Source organism: Candidatus Peregrinibacteria bacterium (assembly GCA_016699755.1).
Classification (GTDB): domain Bacteria; phylum Patescibacteriota; class Gracilibacteria; order CAIRYL01.
On record CP065009.1, the window covers coordinates 1,262,652 to 1,280,491 of the forward strand.

Sequence of the window (17,840 nt, forward strand, 5' to 3'; positions counted from 1 at the left end):
TATTTTTGAGAAAAATAGAGGGTATGAAAAAAAAGGAAAAACAATGGGCAACAGAAACTCTTCTCTTAATGACCGCAGGGGCATCTGTGGGAACTGCCCTTCTTCTCTCTCTCGTGAAGTTTTTTGCGTGGCAAACTACTGATTCGGTAAGTATGCTCGCGAGTTTTTTTGATTCCCTCCTCGATTTTCTCGCTTCGGGAATAAATCTTGTTGCGGTTCGTTATGCGCTTTCACCACCAGACAATCGGCATCGCTTTGGACACGGAAAAGCCGAATCACTCGCAGGACTTGGACAATCACTTTTTCTTCTGGGTTCCTCATTCTTTTTGCTCTGGAGTGCTGAACAACGCTTTTTTTCTCCTATTCCTATTGAAAAAAGTAGCATTGGAATAGGAGTTATTCTTTTTTCTCTCATGGTAACCATTCTTCTTTTGTATTTTCAACGAAGGACAATTGCACAAACACATTCGGTTGCTATTCGAGCAGATTCTCTTCATTACATTTCTGATATTTTGTCAAATATTGCGGTTTTGTGCGCTCTTATTCTCGCTTCTTTTGGATGGAGTTTTTTTGATCCATTTTTCGCAGCAATTATCGCCTTCTATCTTTTTGGAAGTGCGTTTCATATTTTTCGAGATTCCATTCAGGCACTTTTGGATGAAGAATCATCCGAAGAAACGCGACGGAATATTACGCGCATTATCAAGTCACATCCCAATGTCCTTGGCATGCACGATCTTCGAACACGACAGTCGGGGCAAACACTTTTTATTCAATTTCATATTGAGCTTGATGCGAATATTTCCTTCAAAGAAGCCCATGCCATTGCTGGAAGAGTGAAATACAACATTCAACAGGAATTTCCCCATTCAGATATTTTGGTACATCAAGATCCAGAAAGGACCTAATTTTCCGCAAGCAACTTTCGAAGTACATCATTTGCCATTTGTGGGTTTGCTTTTCCTTTTGATTCTTTCATCACTTGTCCAACAAGTGCGCCAAGCGCTTTCCCTTTTCCGCCTTTATAATCCGCTACAATTCCTGCATTATCCGAAATGACTTGTTGGCAAATACTCTCTATTTCTCTGACATCCGAAACCTGAAGAAGCCCCTTTTCTTTCACAAGTTCTTCTGGATTTTTTCCTGTCTTCCAAAGATCGGGAAAAATGTCTTTTGCAATTTTTCCAGAAATGCTTCCCTCAGCAATCATTTTTACGAGCAAACCAAGGTATTCTGCAGAAAGAGGTGACTGTTTTGGGGAAAGTTGATGTTCATTGAGTGCCGCCAAAAAATCTCCCACGACCCAATTTGCGGTTTTTACCGCATCACCAGAGATAAGAAGCGATGTCTCAAAATAGATAGAAAGTTCTTTGTCTCCCGCAATGATTTCTGCCGCCTCCCACGAAATGTTGTGTTCTATAGCGAAACGCTCAGTTTTTGCCGCAGGAAGTTCTGGAAGATTCTTTTGGATTTCTGAAACTTCTTCACGAGAAAACGTGATGGGAGGAATATCTGGTTCGGGGAAATAGCGATAATCTGCCGCTTCTTCTTTTGTTCTTTGAGAAACAGAAACTTCTCTTTCTGCATCCCATCCGCGAGTTTCTTGTACTATTTTTCCGCCAGATTCTAAAATCTCCTGCTGTCGGACAATTTCCGCGCGGACTGCCTTTTCAATGTTCCCAAAACTGTTCATATTCTTGAGTTCTGTTTTGGTGCCAAATGCTTCGGTTCCCATTGGACGAAGAGAAATATTGACATCACACCGCATCATTCCTTTTTCCATATCCGCGTCCGAACTTCCAACCGTACGGAGAATTTTTTGGAGCTCCTTGAGAAACGCGGGAATTTCTTCTGGCGAACGAAAATCTGCTTCCGTTACCATTTCCATAAGAGGGCTTCCTGCACGATTCAAGTCGACGAGGCTCTTTTCTCCAGCGTGAATGAGTTTTCCTGCATCATTTTCGAGATGAAGACGGTTCATGCGAATAGTCTTCTTTTCTGTCCCGACAAAAAATGACACTTCTCCATTCTGTGAGACAGGCTCATCGTATTGAGAAATTTGATATCCTGCTGGAAGATCGGGATAAAAATAACTCTTTCGATCAAATTTTGAGAGTGATGGAATATGACATTTGAGCGCAAGAGCAGTAGTAATACCAAGGAGAAACGCCTCACGGTTGAGCACTGGAAGCGAGCCAGGAAAACCCGTGCATACTGGGCAAATAGTGGTATTCGGTTCTCTGCCAAAGGTGTCGTTTGAACACGAACAAAACATTTTTGTTTTCGTTTTGATGCGAGCATGAATTTCGAGTCCGGCAACCATTTCCCATTGCGACATGTTCTAGAAGACAAATGTACTTGCACTTTACCGGAGAACATGAGGATTTTCAAAGAATAAGAAAAGCACTCTCGAGAGTGCTGATACAAGTTTTCCGTTGCATTTCTGTTATTTTGCAAATAAATATAGGGAGTTATTGCTCATGCCAGAATACAAAAACCTCGTACCACAAATACGAGGAGAGGGCATCATTCCCCCTCCTCGTCAACATTCTTTTTTACATCATGCCACCCATTCCTCCCATACCACCCATTCCTCCAGCATGTGCATGATCTTCTTTTTCTTCTGGAATATTGGTGACCGCGGCATCACAAGTGAGGAATACCCATGCTACGCTTGCGGCATTTTGAAGTGCCGAACGTGTCACTTTTTTTGGATCAATAATTCCGGCAGAAAACATGTCCTCGTAGACATCAGTTGCAGCATTGTATCCGGTTCCTGCACTGCTCTCTCGAACACGCTCTACAACCACACCACCTTCTTTTCCGGCATTTCCTGCGATTTGTCGTACAGGAGCCGAAAGCGCGAAATACACTGTTCGAATTCCTGCCTTTTCATCAGAATCTTTTGCCTGATCAATAAGTTTTTCTAGTACTTTTGATGCCTGAAGAAGAGCTGTTCCTCCTCCAGCAACAATACCTTCTTCTACTGCGGCACGAGTTGCGGAGAGCGCATCTTCAATGCGGTGTTTTCGCTCTTTGAGCTCCACTTCGGTTGCGGCTCCCACACGGATAATGGCAACACCACCCGAGAGACGAGCAAGTCGTTCTTGAAGCTTTTCTCGATCATAGTCGCTTTTCGTGTTTCCAATTTCTGCTTTTATTTCATCAACACGAGCTTGAACCGCATCGGAAGAACCTTTTCCTTCAACAATAGTTGTATTCTCTTTTGTGGCGATAATTTTTCGTGCTTCTCCCAAATCGGCAAGCGTTGCGTTTTCGAGCTTGAGCCCGACTTCTTCAGAAATCATCGTAGCACCTGTAAGCGTAGCAATATCTTTAAGAATTGCTTTTCGGCGATCTCCAAAGGCAGGAGCCTTAATGGCAAGTGCATTAAACATTCCGCGGAGTTTATTTACTACGAGCGTTGCAAGCGCATCACCCTCAACATCTTCCGCGATAATAACGAGATCTTTTTTTCCCGATTGAACGAGTGCTTCAATAAGTGGCAGAATTTCTTGAATGGAGGAGATTTTTTTGTCGGTGATAAGAATTTTCGCCTTTTCAAATATTGCTTCCATACGGCCTGTATCTGTCACCATGTATGGAGAAATATAACCGCTATCAAACTGCATTCCCTCAACTACCTCTTTTGAAAGTCCCAAGGTTTGCCCTTCTTCTACGGTAATCACTCCGTCTTGCCCTACCATATCCATAACCTCGGCAATAAGGTTTCCCACTTCTTCGTTCTGTGCAGAGATAGAGGCAACTTGTGCCACCTCTTCTTTTTTACTGATTTTTTTCGACTGCTTTTCGAGCTCTGCTGTTACCGCTCCCACTGCCTTTTCCATCCCCGATTTTACCACCATAGGATTTGCTCCTGCAGTGATATTTTTGAGTCCTTCAGAAATCATGGAGTAGGCGAGTACTGTTGCGGTTGTTGTTCCGTCTCCTGCTACATCGTTCGTTTTGCTTGCGGCTTCTTTTACAAGCTGTGCCCCTAAGTTTTTCATCGGGCATTTGAGATCAATTTCCTTTGCGATAGAAACACCATCATTCGTTACAGTTGGTCCACCATAACTCTTTTCGAGAATAACATTTCGTCCCTTGGGTCCCATGGTAATGCGAACAGCGTCCGCAAGCTCCTGAACACCTTCAAACATTTGTTTTCGGGCATCATCGGAGAAAGTAATTTGTTTTGCCATACGATTATAAGAAAAAAGAAAAAGAGAAAATCAGTTTGTTATGAAAGTTTCCCGAGAAGATCTTCTTCGTCGAGAATAAAGTACTCCGTTCCGTCAATTTTGATTTCAGTAGGAGAATACTTTTTAAACAGCACCGTATCACCCTTTTTTACTGCTTTGCAGTCTGGTCCTACGGCAATAATTTCACCCTCCATTGGTTTTTCTTTAGAAACAGTATCGGGAAGGACAATACCAGAAGCAGTGGTTTCTTCCTTTGTTTTTGGTTGAACCACGACACGGGCGAAAAGCGGAGTTATGTTTTTTGCCATAGGGCAGAAAAAAAAGAAAAAATGTTTTTGGTGAGAGGAATATTTTTTTGGCACTTCCACCCTCCGAGTGCTAATTTTGGCAGACTCAACACGAGAGTGTCAAGAAGATTGAGAAATGTTGACAAGAGAGAGGATTTTCGGGAAAAGTGCTCCCTTCATTTTTTTTACTCATGAAAGGATTTAGAAAAATCGCTACCGCATCAGTTTTTGCGCTCTCTGGATGCGCAACTTCATTACCGTCGATAGAGCAGAATAACCCGTCGATAGAGCAGAATAACCCCAATTTACCCATTCCAAGGATAACCGCACAAATAAGAAGAACACTGCTTGATGAACTTTTTGCACAATTTCAGTCGCTTCCAGGAAAAAGGGAATCAGAAGGTGATGTTACGTGTTTGTATCCCACAGATAAAACAAAGCCAACTATATGCAAAGACAGCCACTTTGTTTCTTTTCGCCTACCTCATGGTGAGCAGGAATTTTTAGAGGGAGATATTCCAGTAAATCCAGAGGAAGAAAAGAATATGCGAATTGTTTATCTTGAAAATGACGACACGTGTATCGGTGATTATTGCCCAGAAGGAGGTGAAGATTTCCCGATTTGGCAGTGCTATAGCACCGAAAAGTTTCAATCGAAAAAAGAGAGGTGGATGTGTACATTTTATCCCCGAACTGATGAAAACGGCGTTCCGCCAAAAGATCCTTCTCGCTTTTTCGCATCAGACGAGGAAATATCCCATTTCTTAGAACAACTTGGCATTCTTCCTCAAAATGAGAACAAAAAACTCACCACCGAAAAACAACAAGGAGAGCCCCTGTTCCCAAAAGATAATAAGCGAATGGATAGAGGGAATATTCTTGGAAAAATTTGAGTAAGTATTTTGCTATCGCATACCCAATAAGAGCGGAGGTTATAAAGCCAATGCTGACAACGAAAAAGGAGAAAGGGAAATCCGATTTTCCAGAAAAAAGCGAAATAAGCTGCAAGAGAAGTGCTCCAGACAGAATTGGGATGCCAAGAAAAAAGGAAAATCGTGTTGCCGTAGCGCGCTCTACGCCGGCAAACATGGCACCTGCTGTGGTGATACCAGAACGAGAAACACCTGCAAATGGTGCAAATGCCTGAAAAACACCTGCTACCATTCCCGCGAAAAATGAGAGAGAAGGGTATTTTTTTCGTGGGATTTTTTCCGCAAGCAAAAAACAAATACCAGAAAAAAGGAATCCATAGCCAATGACCATAGGGGAACGCATGCTCTCAAAAAAATCTTTTGCAAAAACTCCTAAGAGTCCTGCCGGAATACTTGCGAGAAACAGGAGGAGAAGAAGATTTTTTCCGTGAATTTCTTTTGATGATGTTTTTTTTGTTGTAAAAAGCATTTCCCAGAGATCTCGCCAGAAAAGGATAAGAAGAGAAAGAAGTGTTCCTCCGTGGAGCACCACATCAAAGGCAAGGAGTCGCTCTGCGGGAAGCCCAAAAAAATGTTCCGCAAGTGCCAAGTGTCCCGAGCTTGAAATGGGGAGAAATTCAGTAATCCCCTGAAACATTCCAAGAAAAAGTACTTCCCACGTTGTCATGATGTTAGAAATGAGAAAAAAGCCCATCCAAAAAGTACAGTTCCTACGACGAGTCCAAAATGAAGTGTTCGACCAATAGTGGCAGACACGAAAAATCGCCAAAAGCGCATTTCAAAAATGCCTGCCGCCCAAGTACCCACCTTAAACGGAAGTGGAGTAAAAGCAAGAAGAAATATGCTTGCGTCTCCCCATTTTTTGAAAAACTTCTCTGCCGTTTCCATCCTTCCCCCCCCAAATATTTTTAGAGCCACGGGGTGCCCCAATTTTATGCCGAGCGTGTATCCCATACATCCGCCGAGAAGATTGGCAATAAGCGTCACACAAAAAGCGGAAGAAGGAGAGATACCGAGAAGCAATGCAAACCCAAGAACAGGTGCTACTGGAATAGGATTAATGAATGCTTCGGTAAAGGAGAAAAGGAAAAGCCCAAGAAGTCCGTATTCTTCTACAAAGAGTTTTGCCGATTCGAGAAAGATTTCCATGGTTTATACAAATATCCATCCCCAATCTATCCTAACGTATTTCTAGAAAAAAGGTTTCTTTTTTCGGTATACAATCCCTTGAAGAAATAGCCAAAAATCAGTACAATAAGAGGAATGGAAAACACAAAAGAAAAAATTGACGGCATGCCACCAGAAGAAAAAGAAGGTGATGTTACAAATAATTCGGATGTAGCAGGACTCTGTTATTTTCTCGTATTTGCCCCTCTTATTTACTATCGGCGAAAAGACTCCCCTTTTATTCAATTTCATGCACGACAAGCAAATGTTCTTTTTCTCGTTACCATTTTTTTTGCCATTCTTCCGGGAAAATTAAGTTGGCTCCTTCTCCTTTCACTCGCAATGGCAGTCACCGGAATACTTCAAGCGAATATGGGAAAATGGTGGAAAATGCCTATTGTTGCAGAACTTCTTGAGAGCGGTTTGAGCTACAACTCGGCAAAAGAAAAAGGGAAAAGAGGAGTCCTCCTTTTTCAACGCGCGCTCAATTTACAGAAAAAATCTGGAGAAAATCCTTCAAGAGATTCTCAGCGGATTCAATTTCTTGAAGAACAACTTCTTCGAGAAACACGACTTCGAAAGCAACAAATATCAAAACTCTCAAGCGAACAACAACGCATTCTCAATATACTTTCCAAAATACAAAAACCAGAAGAAGAGGAATATCTTCTCGTTTTTCGAAATGAAGGAAAAACCATTCTCATTGGGGGTTTTTCAGAAGAAGGAATGGAGCTCTTTGCGAATAAGGAGGTATTTTTTGGAGCAGAGCATCTTGAGTCGTTTTCTGGGGAAAAGATACGTTGGGAAGATGCAGAAAACAGGATTTCAGAGATATTCTATGAAGTATTTTCAAAGAAAGAGATTAATACCGAAGTCGATTCTCCAGTGCCCGAGTAAGTGTAATTTCATCCGCATATTCTACGTCTCCTCCTACCGGAATACCACGTGCCAGTCGCGTCATAATCAATCCTTGAAATGATTCGCATTTTCGCACTACTAGCGTTGCAGTTGCTTCTCCTTCGAGCGTTGGATTTGTGGCAAGAATTATCTCAGAAACATCTCCGTGCTCAAGACGCGAAACAAGTTCGTGAATACGAATATCTCCCGGACCAATTCCTTCAAGTGGTGCCAGTGCTCCACCAAGAACATGATACAGTCCTCGATACGAACCGGTGCGCTCAATAGCGAGGAGATCGAGGGAGTCTTCCACAACACAAATACGATTTTTTTCTCGTGTGTCATCTTGGCAGATGTCACAATATGTCTCTTCAGAAAAATGACCGCATATTTCACATTTTTTTAGAGATATTCCTGCTTCAAGAATGGCATTTCCAAGACGATGTCGCACCTCTTCCGGTTTTCGGAGGAGAAAAAAAGCTAAACGCGTTGCGGTTTTTTGTCCAACACTTGGAAGCATTCTCAGTGCTTCTATAAGTCGCTCAAGAGAAGGGGGAAGTCCTGAAGACATGTCTCAAAAATATCAAGAACCATCCTTTCATATTCTCGAGGGAAAAGAAAAAAACTTCTTTTTTTGAGAGAAAAAGTTCATAGTGCTACCGATATTTTTCCCTCACTCTATGGTTTCTCTTAATCGCATTACAATTATCGGATATCTTACCGAAACTCCTCAAGTTCGACAAATTGCCAATGGGACAAGCGTAACGGATTTAAATATCAAAACTATCGAGAATATCACTAAAGAAGACGGTTCACCCATTACCATTAGCACCTATCACAATGTAAATGCTTGGCGCCGACTTGCAGAAATTGCCGGAGATTACTGTCGAGCCGGAAGTCCCATCTATATTTGTGGTCGTGTCAAAACTGATTCATGGGAAACAGAAGATGGTCAGAAGCGTTACAAAACGAAAATTATTGCGGATGATCTCATCCTTTTAGAATCACAGAAAAATACAGAGTCTCTTTCAGAAGACTCTCTGCTTTTTGGGTGTGTGAACACAGGAGAGATACTTGGAAATGTGACAAAAGAACCAGAGCTTCGCCAAACAACAAATGGACAACATGTCGCAACTATTCGTGTTGCTACCAATAGACGTTGGCAAGATCGAAATTCAGGGGAACAACGTGAAGAAACGGAATATCACGCCATTGTCGTCTGGGGAGAATTGGCAAAAGAATCGGCAGAGCGCATAAAAACCGGAGCAAAACTCTATGCTCGTGGACGAATGCAAACCCGAAGCTGGGAAACACCAGACGGAGAAAAGCGTTACAGCACAGAGCTTGTGGCAGATAAAATTGTTCTTCCGGGCGGAAAAAATGAGGAACTCGCTGTAAGTGCTCCAGTACAAACAGGAAATACTGAAGCATCACCTTCTCCAAAAAAATCGACAGGAGAAGAAAATCCTGATGCAAAAATTCCCGAAATTCCAGAGATTAAATACGAGTCAGATATCAAGCCCGAAGATTTGCCATTTTAAATATTACGATATATGAAAAAACTCTTCTGGGTTGATCTTCGCAATTTCGAGAAAAATCTTTTTACTGCGGCAGTAGAAGCTGGGGCAGATGCTATACTCCTTTCCAAAGGAAAATCAAAAGAGGCAAAAGAGCTCGCCAAAATAATGACCATCGCAGAAGATGGCGATTTGGTGCTCGGAAAAGACGTAGAACTCGTGAATATTTCGCAAAAATCGGATGAAGATACTGTGGTGAGCTTTCATGGAAAAATACCAGTCATCTTAGAAAATGCGGATTGGACCATTATTCCCCTAGAAAATCTTATCTCTAAAACAACAAACCTTATTCAAAGCGTATCTTCTCCACAAGAAGCAAAACTCGCACTCAAGGTAATGGAACGTGGTGCTGATGGAGTACTTTTAAAGCCAGTCTCTGTAAACGACATCCTTGAAACCGGAAGAACGATTCGAGATGCAGAAAGCGAGACACTTGTGCTCGAAATCGTAACGATTACTGAAATGAAACCAGTTACTATGAGTGATCGGTGTTGTATCGATACCACCTCGCTTCTTCCTTCGGGTACAGGTTTTCTTGTGGGAGATTCGGGGAAAGCAATGTTTCTCGTACACAACGAAAATGTAGAAGGTCTGTACTGTGCAACGCGCCCATTTCGGGTAAACTCCGGTGCGGTTCATGCGTATATTCGCTTGCCGCATAACCGCACAAAATATCTCTGCGAACTCAATTCGGGAGACGAAGTGCTCGCCGTGAGTCCCGATGGAAAAGGACAGGTGGTTGCGGTGGGACGAAATAAAATTGAACGACGCCCCATGCTTCTTGTTATAGCAGAGAATAAGGAGGGAAAAAAAGTTTCTCTGGTTCTTCAAAATGCAGAAACGATTCGCCTCACCACTCCCGAGGGAAAACCAGCTTCTGTAACGCGTCTTATTAAGGGTGATAAAGTTCTCGCTTTTTTTGGCAGTGGTGCCGGACGACATTTTGGAGAAGAAATTCATGAAACCATTCAAGAAAAGTAAGTTTTTCCTTTGTATATTTGAGATTGTGAGCGTTTGAGAAAACAAAAAAAATATGCAATAATAGAGGAAACATATTTTAAAAAAAATGCAAATTCATTTCCATGGTGCTGCTGGGGGCGTTACCGGATCGAAACATATTGTAGAAGTAAGAGGAAAAAAAATTCTCCTCGATTGTGGTATGTATCAAGGGCAACGAACAAAATCTATGGAACTCAACAAAACACTCCCCTTTAATCCGCAAGATATTGATGCCGTACTTCTCTCCCATGCCCATATCGACCATTCTGGACTCCTGCCACTTCTCGTAAAAAATGGCTACATGGGGAATATCTGGTGCACTCCTGCTACCGCCGACATTTTGACACCTATGCTTCTTGATGCCGCTCACATTCAAGAGGCAGATGCACAATACTTCCTCCGAAAAAAACACCTCCGAGAAACGGCGATTTTTCCTATTGAACCGCTCTACACTACCGAAGACGCACAAACAACACTTACTCTTGTTCGAAAACAACCAAGAGGGGAGCGACTTGAAATCTTTCCAGAAGTATTTGTGACTTTTTTAAATGCCGGACATGTTCTTGGAAGCGCGCAAATTGTTATTGAAGGAGATGGAAAAATTATTGCCTTTACCGGAGATTATGGACGAAAAGGACGAAAAATTATTCGTGATCCCGATGTTATCCCCAAGGCAGATGTCATTATTTCAGAATCAACCTATGGTGGGCGTTTTCATGAGCCGGTATCAGAAACTCTCGATAAACTTGCCACCATTATCAATGACACCGCCGCACGAGGCGGAAAGATTATCATCCCAAGCTTTGCCCTCGAACGAACACAGGAGATTCTCTACGATTTGCATATTCTTTTTCATGAATCTCGTATTCCAGAAATTCCTGTATTTGTTGATTCTCCTCTCGCAACAAAATTTACTGAGATTTTTGAAAAAAACGAATCGTTGTTCGATGAAGAAACGCGAGAATATTTTACGTCAAACGGCATGAATCCGTTTACCTTCTCTTCACTTCATCACACGAACACAACAGATGAAAGCAAGGCACTCAATAGTCGCCCAGGACCGTTTATCGTTATTTCTGCAAGTGGCATGTGTGAAGCAGGTCGTATTCGACATCACCTGAAGAATTCTATTTCCGATCCAAAAAATACCATTCTCATTGTTGGATACATGGCACAGCACACTCTTGGACGAAAGCTTGTGGAAAAGTTTCGAGAAGTGAAAATTTTTGATCAAATCTATCCTGTACGGGCAGAAATACGAGTACTCAATGGACTTTCGGGTCATGGAGATCAAGAGGATCTTCTTCGAAATATCAACGGCATTTCAGGACTTCAAAAAGTTTTTCTCGTTCATGGTGATCCCGATCAATCAAATGCGTTCAAAGAAAAATTACAAGAAACTCGTCCAGATCTTACGGTAACTATCCCTGTTCCAGGGGAGACAGCGGAAGTGTAAAGTTTTGCACTTCCCTTTTTTTCATAAAGGCGATTCATCAGGAAAAAGCGAAAAACAGGTGACCTGTTTTTCGCTGAGAACTAAAGACAGCTTAATAATGACGAGCAACCCCTTATCGTACAAACCCACACAGCGCTAAGTGCCGAGCGCGCTTAATAGAACAGGACAATATTTTCTGGTGTCGAAGACAAGTCCCCGTGTGCTCCCTTCTCTTAATGGAGTTAAAATAATCGAGATACAAATGGAGAAGTGATGCGTTTTTATAATCGATATGTTTCATCTTTTGCTGGCAGAAGAAACACTTTTTTTTCTGAAACATTGAGTAGAGAAAAAGGGAAATATTAGAGATCGAGATCGCCTCCAAGGATCTCATCAATTTTTCGATCGATTTCATCCTTGCTCACCTGCTTTTCAGAAGACGAAGGTTTTTTGACTTCTTTTGTTTTTTCCGAAGAATCTTCTACCTCTTTTTGCTCTGAGCGTGGTGAAGGTGTTTTCTTTCGTGTTGGAAGAATATCGTCTTCCTCTTCTTTTTCGTCCTTGGCGAGATGGGTATTATTCCATTTTTTTATCTCTTCAAGTGTCATAAATATCTCATCCTTTTCTGTTTTGACAATAAGATGCCGAAGGATTTTTCCATCAAGACGAATTTCCTCATCAATCTCCGCAAGCTTTTCTTTTGGGAGTGTCGCACGAAAAGTCATGTACCAAGCAGCCTCTTCTTTTCTTATTGGGTAGGCAAGTACTTGTTTTCCCCAGAAATCACGAACACTTATAGTGCCTCCTTCTTCTACAAACTTCTCTTGGAGCACTTTTTCAAAATACTCCTGCGTCTCTTTTTCAGAGAGAGAAGGAATGAGGAGGAGTGTTACCTCGTATTCGGGAAGAGGAGAAGGGTGAGTCATGGTCTTCATGGACAAAAAAATGCGCTTTTGCCAATACAAAAGCGGAAGGACCTTTCGGTGGATTACGATGAGGTTTCAGGTGTTTCGTTTTCTGGAGAAGATGTTTTTTCAGCTTTTTTTTGTGGCGCTCCGGTAACGATGTTCACTACTTCGATTTCAGTAAAAGACTGGCGATGTCCACGAACTATTTTATGTCGCTTTTTTGGCTGAAATTTTAAAACTCGAATTTTATCATTCTTTCCCTGTTGCTTTATCTTTGCGACAACTCTTGCTCCTGTGACAAACGGAGTTCCAATATCAGTCTTTTTTTCATCAGAGACAAGAAAGACTTCGGGAAAAATTACCTCTTCTCCCTCCGCTTCTAAGAGCTTTTCTACACGAAGCACTCCTCCTTTTTCCGCTCGATACTGTTTTCCTCCGGTCGTAAAAATGGCGAACATTCCCTTTTCGCAAAAAATTAAAGCTTGTCCATTTTTCAGGAAAAGAAGCCTTCCGTCAAGTCTCTCTTAAAAAAAGTAAGAAGAGGATTGATTTTTTTTGTGTCCTATGAGAAAATACATGGAAAAAAGCCACCAAAAATGACGCTCAAAACAAAACTTTTTTTTCTCTTTTTTTTCGCACTTCTCTTTTCTCCGCAAGGGGTGTTGGCTACGAATTCTCTTCGAATCGTGGCAACTGACACTATTTCGGGGTATTCCTCTGCCATTCGCACCTCTCTTGGAAATCCGAGAGATCGTGTCATCTTTCGTATAGAAAAACCAGATGGATCACTTATAGAACTAGAAGGAAAAGCAGATGAGGCAGGAGTCGCAAAAATAGATTTTCTCGGTTATCACACGAAAGAAGTCGGAATATATCATGTTACTGCATATGTTGGTGACACTCAATTTTCCGATACTTTTGAGGTATTTCCAGATGTTACCTCCCCCATTCACTCTCAGGTAATGGCAATAAAAGATAGTGCAGAAGCAAATGGGGCAGATACGATAAAAATACGAGTAACCCTTCGAGATCGTAATGGAAATCCCATTTCTAATCATTTTGTCGATCTTATTTCTTCTCGTGCCTCAGAAAATATTGATCCTCTTGGAAATGGCGCCACAAACGCCTTCGGAGAAATCTATTTTTACGTAACATCTTCTGAAGATGGTATTTCCTATTTTTCCGCACTCGATCGAAATGCAGGAGTGACTCTGGAAGATCGGGCAAAAGCAGTATTTTTTCGCTCACGAACAGATCAAACCTCTTCGTATCAAGCAGATCTTTTTCACACAGATTCTTTTTTTTCGGATAACAAAAATACACAAACCATTGACGACAGCAATGATGAACAGGGATTGGGATTTATTGGATATGATCCCCCCGAAGAAGCAGGGGTTCTTCATCATTTTGAAATAGAAATTGAACCAAGTGAAGGAGATGAGGTTCATATTGGAAGAGATTACAATCTCACTATTCGTGCAGTTGACGCAGATGGTATAGTGGTGACGAATTACGAAGGAACGGTAGTACTCGCATCAACAAAAGGAGTTTCTCTTCCGGGAGGAGGCGCGGGAAATTCTGGAAATATGGTTTTTTCTGCCAAAAATATGGGAGTGGTGACCGCATCTCTCGCCATAAGATTTAGTGAGGTTGGGGAACAAACTATTACTGCATATGAATTGGATCTCGATACAGGAGGGGTAACAAACATCATAGGAAAAAAAACAATTACTGTTGTCGAGTCGTGTACGAACGGAAATTGTGACCCAGAAGGTAAAGACCCATCCGGTCCAGAGAAGGATATTGTTATTGCCACTCCTTCTGGTGGGACAACCTTGGGAACAACAGTTCCTATTGCAGGAACGGCTAGTCTCTCAGGAGAAGTGCGTGCGTTCGTAGATAATATTGCGCTCGCAACATTTCCTGTTGAAAAAAATGGATCATTCGCCGGAACGATTTCTGTTCTCACAACAGGGGGGCACGTTCTTGTTGTGAAAGATTCTGCCAATCCTGAAAAGGTGTCTGACCCCATCTCGTTTAATGTGCGCAATACCCCTCCAGCACTTCTCGATTTTTCGGTCACTCCAACGGGAACATTTTCTCCCGGAGAAGTTGCCTCTGTCACCGTGGTCTCGCAAGCAAATCTTCAAGAAGTCAAAATATCTCTGACCGGAGACAGCGTTGATACAAGAAGTTTTTCCCTTTTGGAATCTGAAAGTAATCCGGGGAATTATAAGTCTTCTTTCGCCGTTCCTGCAGAATCAGGAACGTACATTCTTTCTGTGCGTCTAAAAGACAGTTTTGGGCTCATCTCTGAACCAAATATTACAAAGAGTGTTGTTGTTCAGAAAGAGGCTTCGACTCCTATTCCACAAAATGTTGTGGCAGAAGGAGGGGATCGAGAAATTAAGTTTTCGTGGTCGATTTCTTCTGAAGAAGAATCTTCTGTTTCAAAATTTGAGATTTTCCGAGGAAATGATGAAGAAGATATGAAAAAAGTATCGGAAACTCTTGGAACAGCACGAGAAAAAATCTTTTCCAACCTCGAAAACGACACCATGTATTTTTTGCGCATCCGTGCTATTGACAAAGAGGGAAAAGAGGGTGAGTTTTCCAAAACGGTTTCTGCTACTCCGGAAGGTGCCGATATTATTATTCCTCCAGATATTCCATCTCTTTCTTTGCAGGCAGAAGCAGGAGACGGAAAAGTAAAACTCACATGGGGGGATCCGCTTCAAAAAACCGATCGGTTTGTTGTTCGTTTTGGAATAGAGAGTGAAAAATATCGAGAACAATTTTCGGTTGATGGAGAGACACGATCAGTTATTGTTGATGATTTGGTGAATGGTATTCCGTATTATTTTTCTCTTCAGCCGTTTGATAAAGATGGAATTTTCACGGGAGATAAATATGAAGAAAAAAGTGCGCAACCACTCTTTTCGGGAGTGCGACCACCTATTCATGGAGCTCCCCCCATTAATCCACCACCAGTTTTAGAAAGAGAAAATGGAACGGAAGAAGTTGCTGGCAAGAATGGACCAGAACATATTTTTCTCCTTTTTATTGGACTCTCTTTTGCGCTTGCCATGTTTTCATTTCAGCGTTCGCTTGTTCTCTTTCGAGTGGAATAAGATATGACACTTCTCAACACCAAAAACTTTCCAACATCTGTTCGCATTTTCATTCTCGCCATTGGATTTGATTTTTTTGCGTGGGGATTTCTCGATCCTTTTTTCTCGTTATTTTCCCATTCGCTTCTCAAAAGTTTTTTTCTTGTTGGTCTCATTACCGCTCTTAAGGGAGTATCTGGTCTTTTTGCACTTGGTCCCCTGTTAGAGTGGATTCGAGTTTCTTCTGCACCACCGGTCGCACTTTTTGCTCGTATCTGCACTCTTTTTGCCATTTCTTTTTATGCAGCAGCAGGTATTTTTTTTCTCCCGTCACTCCTCTTTATAGGGGGAATTCTTCAGGGAATTGGGAACTCTGCAAGAGACGTATCGTGTCGAGATTTTTTAATGGAGTCGAGCACAAAAGAAAATGCATCAACCATTTTGGGAACAAATTTCTCATTTCGAAGTGGATGTTGGATTCTTACTGCCGCTTTTTCTGGAATAATTCTTCTCTTGCTTTCAGATATTTTTTCCACGGAATACGCTCGAGTATTCCCATTACTGTGTCTTTTGGTGTGTCCGTTCTTTATTGTTGCGTTCCTCCTTCTTCGCCGTATTCCTCAAAAAACAAGCCTTTCATTTCCTATAAGTGCACTAGCTCCTCGAAATTTTTTCCAGAAAGAGCAATCTCTTTTTCGATCATTTTTTCTTCTTCCTCTCCGATTACAGTATCTCATGCTTCTTATTTGTTTTCTGCAAGTTATTCAAATATCGCTTCTCCTCTTTTTGCCAATTCTCGCGAACGAACTCAAGCTTTCACTTCCTGAAATTGGTTTTCTCATGGCGACGATGTTTTGTCCACTCCTTTTTTCGGCACTCTTCTCTGTATTTGAAGATCGAACCGATCGCATGCTTTTTATTATTGGAGGACTCTTCTTTGCCGCTGTGCCACTGCTCATTCTCTCGCAAACAACAGCACCGCTTCTTGTTGGGCTTTGTGCCGTGCTCATTTCCCTTTCCCTTGCGGTTGTCCTTCCAGCAAATTTGGGAAGTATTGCCGCAGAAACTTCTCATGAAAAAGCTCCAGAAATAGCATCTCTTCAAATTCTTTTTCAACGTTTTGGCACTCTTCTTGGAGCATTTTTTACCGGATTCTTGTCGCAATATTTTGGTATTCAATCCGCGTTTTTCACCATTGCTGGCATTACTGTGCTTTTTGCGTTGTGCGCTGTCGTTGTAAAATGGTATCTTCAAGAACAAACGGTCATCAAAAATCATCCGTTCCACATCCATCCACTTCATCCACAGCTCTTTCATATTCATCATGTTTCATGAAAGCAAGAATTCTTGCCGTGGGATCACTCACAAGTGACCTCTTTCTCAGACCGCGGCGACAGGAAATTTTTCACAAAGAAGGTCACGAGTTTATTGGACTTTGTCTCGGAGACAAGGTTCGCATCGAAGAACGTCACGACACCTATGGCGGCGGCGGATGCAATGTCGCAGTAGGACTTGCGCGTTTCGGTGTTCCCACTGATATGCTCGGTATGACGGGCGATGGATTGGCATCTGAAAGGATATTTCGGAATCTTCGAAATGAAGGAGTGGGAGTACAGCATATTCAACAAGAGAAAGGTGGGAAAAGCGGTTTTTCCGTTGTACTTTCTTCAGAATCCGGAGAGCGAACCGTGCTTTTTTCACCCGGTGCGAACGACCATTTTTGTGATTTTGACGAATCCATTATGGAAGACTACGAGGGTGTGTGTCTTCAGCACTTGTCGGGATGTTCTGTAAATGTTTTTGGAAAAATCCGAAATTATTTTGTAAAGCATCCACAAAAATTCCTCAGCTGGAACCCCGGACGCGAATCATTAGAACAGGGGTGCGAGGCGTATGCCGATTTTATTCCAGTAGTCGACGTTCTTCTTATTAACAGAGAGGAAGCACAGCTCTTTACTGGAAAAAAAGAACTCAAAGAGATGTTTCGAACATTCTACAAATTTCAATTTCAGGGAAATGTCATTATTACCGATGGAATGCGTGGTGCAACGGGATGCAATGGAAAAGAAACATATACCTGTCCGGTATATGAAGGACTTGACCGAAAAGATACTCTTGGAGCAGGCGACAGTTTTATGACAGGGGTCGTTGGTGGGCTTTTACTCGGAGAAGATTTGCCCTCTTCTTTGAAACTTGCTACCATTAACGCGGCTCATGTTGTCTCCTGTTATGGATCACAGACATGCCTTCAGTCATATGAGAATCTTCGAAAACTTACAGATAAGATTCACATTGAGACAAAAACCTTTCCTCTCTCGGCGTAAAT

18 protein-coding genes are annotated in these 17,840 nt (G+C 42.0%); 9 read left to right on the forward strand and 9 right to left on the reverse strand.

The features are described from left to right. Positions 1 to 23: 23 nt before the first annotated feature. Positions 24 to 908, forward strand: a complete 885-nt coding sequence (locus IPN35_05640; GenBank protein QQS59037.1) for a cation diffusion facilitator family transporter — start codon at positions 24 to 26, stop codon at positions 906 to 908. Here IPN35_05640 and gatB read toward each other — a convergent pair. The 3 genes from gatB to IPN35_05655 form a co-directional block, all read right to left on the reverse strand. Next, complete coding sequence (gene gatB / locus IPN35_05645; protein QQS59038.1) at positions 905 to 2,338, reverse strand: Asp-tRNA(Asn)/Glu-tRNA(Gln) amidotransferase subunit GatB; 1,434 nt, start codon at positions 2,336 to 2,338, stop codon at positions 905 to 907. The genes IPN35_05640 and gatB overlap by 4 nt on opposite strands. 217 nt (positions 2,339 to 2,555) lie before the next feature. Continuing rightward, positions 2,556 to 4,202: a chaperonin GroEL gene (groL, locus tag IPN35_05650; protein ID QQS59039.1), complete on the reverse strand. Its 1,647-nt coding sequence runs from the start codon at positions 4,200 to 4,202 to the stop codon at positions 2,556 to 2,558. A 38-nt stretch (positions 4,203 to 4,240) separates the two neighbouring features. Continuing rightward, a complete protein-coding gene (locus IPN35_05655) occupies positions 4,241 to 4,510 on the reverse strand; it encodes a co-chaperone GroES (protein QQS59040.1) in 270 nt (89 codons plus the stop codon). 170 nt (positions 4,511 to 4,680) lie between these two features. On the opposite strand from IPN35_05655, the gene IPN35_05660 reads away from it, so the two are divergent. Beyond that, complete coding sequence (locus tag IPN35_05660) at positions 4,681 to 5,382, forward strand: hypothetical protein (GenBank protein ID QQS59041.1); 702 nt, start codon at positions 4,681 to 4,683, stop codon at positions 5,380 to 5,382. On the opposite strand, the gene IPN35_05665 is transcribed toward IPN35_05660, so the two are convergent. Continuing rightward, the gene (locus tag IPN35_05665) at positions 5,297 to 6,088 is read right to left on the reverse strand and encodes an undecaprenyl-diphosphate phosphatase (protein QQS59042.1); all 792 of its coding nucleotides are present in this window, start codon (positions 6,086 to 6,088) and stop codon (positions 5,297 to 5,299) included. The two genes, IPN35_05660 and IPN35_05665, sit on opposite strands and share 86 nt — an antisense overlap. Then, a complete protein-coding gene (locus IPN35_05670; GenBank protein QQS59043.1) occupies positions 6,085 to 6,570 on the reverse strand; it encodes a DedA family protein in 486 nt (161 codons plus the stop codon). Before IPN35_05670 ends, IPN35_05665 begins: the two co-directional genes overlap by 4 nt. Before the next feature lie 114 nt (positions 6,571 to 6,684). Between IPN35_05670 and IPN35_05675 the strand changes: the two genes are divergently transcribed. Continuing rightward, positions 6,685 to 7,485 (forward strand): hypothetical protein, encoded by an 801-nt coding sequence (locus IPN35_05675; protein QQS59044.1) that lies wholly within the window; start codon positions 6,685 to 6,687, stop codon positions 7,483 to 7,485. Here IPN35_05675 and recR read toward each other — a convergent pair. After that, positions 7,451 to 8,056: a recombination protein RecR gene (gene recR, locus IPN35_05680; protein QQS59045.1), complete on the reverse strand. Its 606-nt coding sequence runs from the start codon at positions 8,054 to 8,056 to the stop codon at positions 7,451 to 7,453. The two genes, IPN35_05675 and recR, sit on opposite strands and share 35 nt — an antisense overlap. Before the next feature lie 109 nt (positions 8,057 to 8,165). Between recR and ssb the strand changes: the two genes are divergently transcribed. The 3 genes from ssb (at position 8,166) to IPN35_05695 (ending at position 11,517) form a co-directional block, all read left to right on the forward strand. Then, entirely contained in the window at positions 8,166 to 9,026 is an 861-nt protein-coding gene (ssb, locus tag IPN35_05685) for a single-stranded DNA-binding protein (GenBank protein ID QQS59046.1), read from the forward strand. A 12-nt stretch (positions 9,027 to 9,038) separates the two neighbouring features. Further along, positions 9,039 to 10,043, forward strand: coding sequence for a 3-dehydroquinate synthase II (locus IPN35_05690; protein QQS59047.1), 1,005 nt, complete (start codon positions 9,039 to 9,041; stop codon positions 10,041 to 10,043). Positions 10,044 to 10,128: 85 nt separating this feature from the next. Next, positions 10,129 to 11,517, forward strand: coding sequence for an MBL fold metallo-hydrolase (locus IPN35_05695; protein ID QQS59048.1), 1,389 nt, complete (start codon positions 10,129 to 10,131; stop codon positions 11,515 to 11,517). 112 nt (positions 11,518 to 11,629) lie between these two features. Here IPN35_05695 and rpsR read toward each other — a convergent pair whose 3' ends face one another. The 3 genes from rpsR to rplU form a co-directional block, all read right to left on the reverse strand. Further along, positions 11,630 to 11,836, reverse strand: a complete 207-nt coding sequence (gene rpsR, locus IPN35_05700; GenBank protein QQS59049.1) for a 30S ribosomal protein S18 — start codon at positions 11,834 to 11,836, stop codon at positions 11,630 to 11,632. 22 nt (positions 11,837 to 11,858) lie between these two features. Continuing rightward, complete coding sequence (rpsF, locus tag IPN35_05705) at positions 11,859 to 12,422, reverse strand: 30S ribosomal protein S6 (protein QQS59050.1); 564 nt, start codon at positions 12,420 to 12,422, stop codon at positions 11,859 to 11,861. Positions 12,423 to 12,484: 62 nt separating this feature from the next. Beyond that, complete coding sequence (rplU, locus tag IPN35_05710; protein QQS59051.1) at positions 12,485 to 12,862, reverse strand: 50S ribosomal protein L21; 378 nt, start codon at positions 12,860 to 12,862, stop codon at positions 12,485 to 12,487. A gap of 99 nt (positions 12,863 to 12,961) precedes the next feature. On the opposite strand from rplU, the gene IPN35_05715 reads away from it, so the two are divergent. Genes IPN35_05715 through IPN35_05725 form a run of 3 tightly spaced genes read left to right on the forward strand, consistent with a single transcriptional unit; the run spans position 12,962 to position 17,838 of the window. Continuing rightward, positions 12,962 to 15,535: an Ig-like domain-containing protein gene (locus IPN35_05715; protein QQS59052.1), complete on the forward strand. Its 2,574-nt coding sequence runs from the start codon at positions 12,962 to 12,964 to the stop codon at positions 15,533 to 15,535. Positions 15,536 to 15,538: 3 nt separating this feature from the next. Further along, positions 15,539 to 16,849, forward strand: a complete 1,311-nt coding sequence (locus tag IPN35_05720) for an MFS transporter (GenBank protein ID QQS59053.1) — start codon at positions 15,539 to 15,541, stop codon at positions 16,847 to 16,849. Then, on the forward strand, positions 16,846 to 17,838 hold the full coding sequence (locus IPN35_05725; protein ID QQS59054.1) for a carbohydrate kinase family protein: 993 nt from the start codon (positions 16,846 to 16,848) through the stop codon (positions 17,836 to 17,838). The genes IPN35_05720 and IPN35_05725 overlap by 4 nt, the downstream gene beginning before the upstream one ends. Positions 17,839 to 17,840 lie beyond the last annotated feature (2 nt).

Bases quoted from the DNA above. Each gene is read 5' to 3' on its own strand.
- recR (QQS59045.1), bottom strand. From the start codon at position 8,056: ATGTCTTCAGGACTTCCCCCTTCTCTTGAGCGACTTATAGAAGCACTG.
- rpsF (QQS59050.1), bottom strand. From the start codon at position 12,422: ATGACTCACCCTTCTCCTCTTCCCGAATACGAGGTAACACTCCTCCTC.
- gatB (QQS59038.1), bottom strand. From the start codon at position 2,338: ATGTCGCAATGGGAAATGGTTGCCGGACTCGAAATTCATGCTCGCATC.
- IPN35_05695 (QQS59048.1), top strand. From the start codon at position 10,129: ATGCAAATTCATTTCCATGGTGCTGCTGGGGGCGTTACCGGATCGAAA.
- rplU (QQS59051.1), bottom strand. From the start codon at position 12,862: ATGTTCGCCATTTTTACGACCGGAGGAAAACAGTATCGAGCGGAAAAA.
- IPN35_05665 (QQS59042.1), bottom strand. From the start codon at position 6,088: ATGACAACGTGGGAAGTACTTTTTCTTGGAATGTTTCAGGGGATTACT.
- groL (QQS59039.1), bottom strand. From the start codon at position 4,202: ATGGCAAAACAAATTACTTTCTCCGATGATGCCCGAAAACAAATGTTT.
- IPN35_05690 (QQS59047.1), top strand. From the start codon at position 9,039: ATGAAAAAACTCTTCTGGGTTGATCTTCGCAATTTCGAGAAAAATCTT.
- IPN35_05675 (QQS59044.1), top strand. From the start codon at position 6,685: ATGGAAAACACAAAAGAAAAAATTGACGGCATGCCACCAGAAGAAAAA.
- IPN35_05720 (QQS59053.1), top strand. From the start codon at position 15,539: ATGACACTTCTCAACACCAAAAACTTTCCAACATCTGTTCGCATTTTC.
- rpsR (QQS59049.1), bottom strand. From the start codon at position 11,836: ATGTTTCAGAAAAAAAAGTGTTTCTTCTGCCAGCAAAAGATGAAACAT.
- IPN35_05660 (QQS59041.1), top strand. From the start codon at position 4,681: ATGAAAGGATTTAGAAAAATCGCTACCGCATCAGTTTTTGCGCTCTCT.
- IPN35_05640 (QQS59037.1), top strand. From the start codon at position 24: ATGAAAAAAAAGGAAAAACAATGGGCAACAGAAACTCTTCTCTTAATG.
- ssb (QQS59046.1), top strand. From the start codon at position 8,166: ATGGTTTCTCTTAATCGCATTACAATTATCGGATATCTTACCGAAACT.
- IPN35_05725 (QQS59054.1), top strand. From the start codon at position 16,846: ATGAAAGCAAGAATTCTTGCCGTGGGATCACTCACAAGTGACCTCTTT.
- IPN35_05670 (QQS59043.1), bottom strand. From the start codon at position 6,570: ATGGAAATCTTTCTCGAATCGGCAAAACTCTTTGTAGAAGAATACGGA.
- IPN35_05655 (QQS59040.1), bottom strand. From the start codon at position 4,510: ATGGCAAAAAACATAACTCCGCTTTTCGCCCGTGTCGTGGTTCAACCA.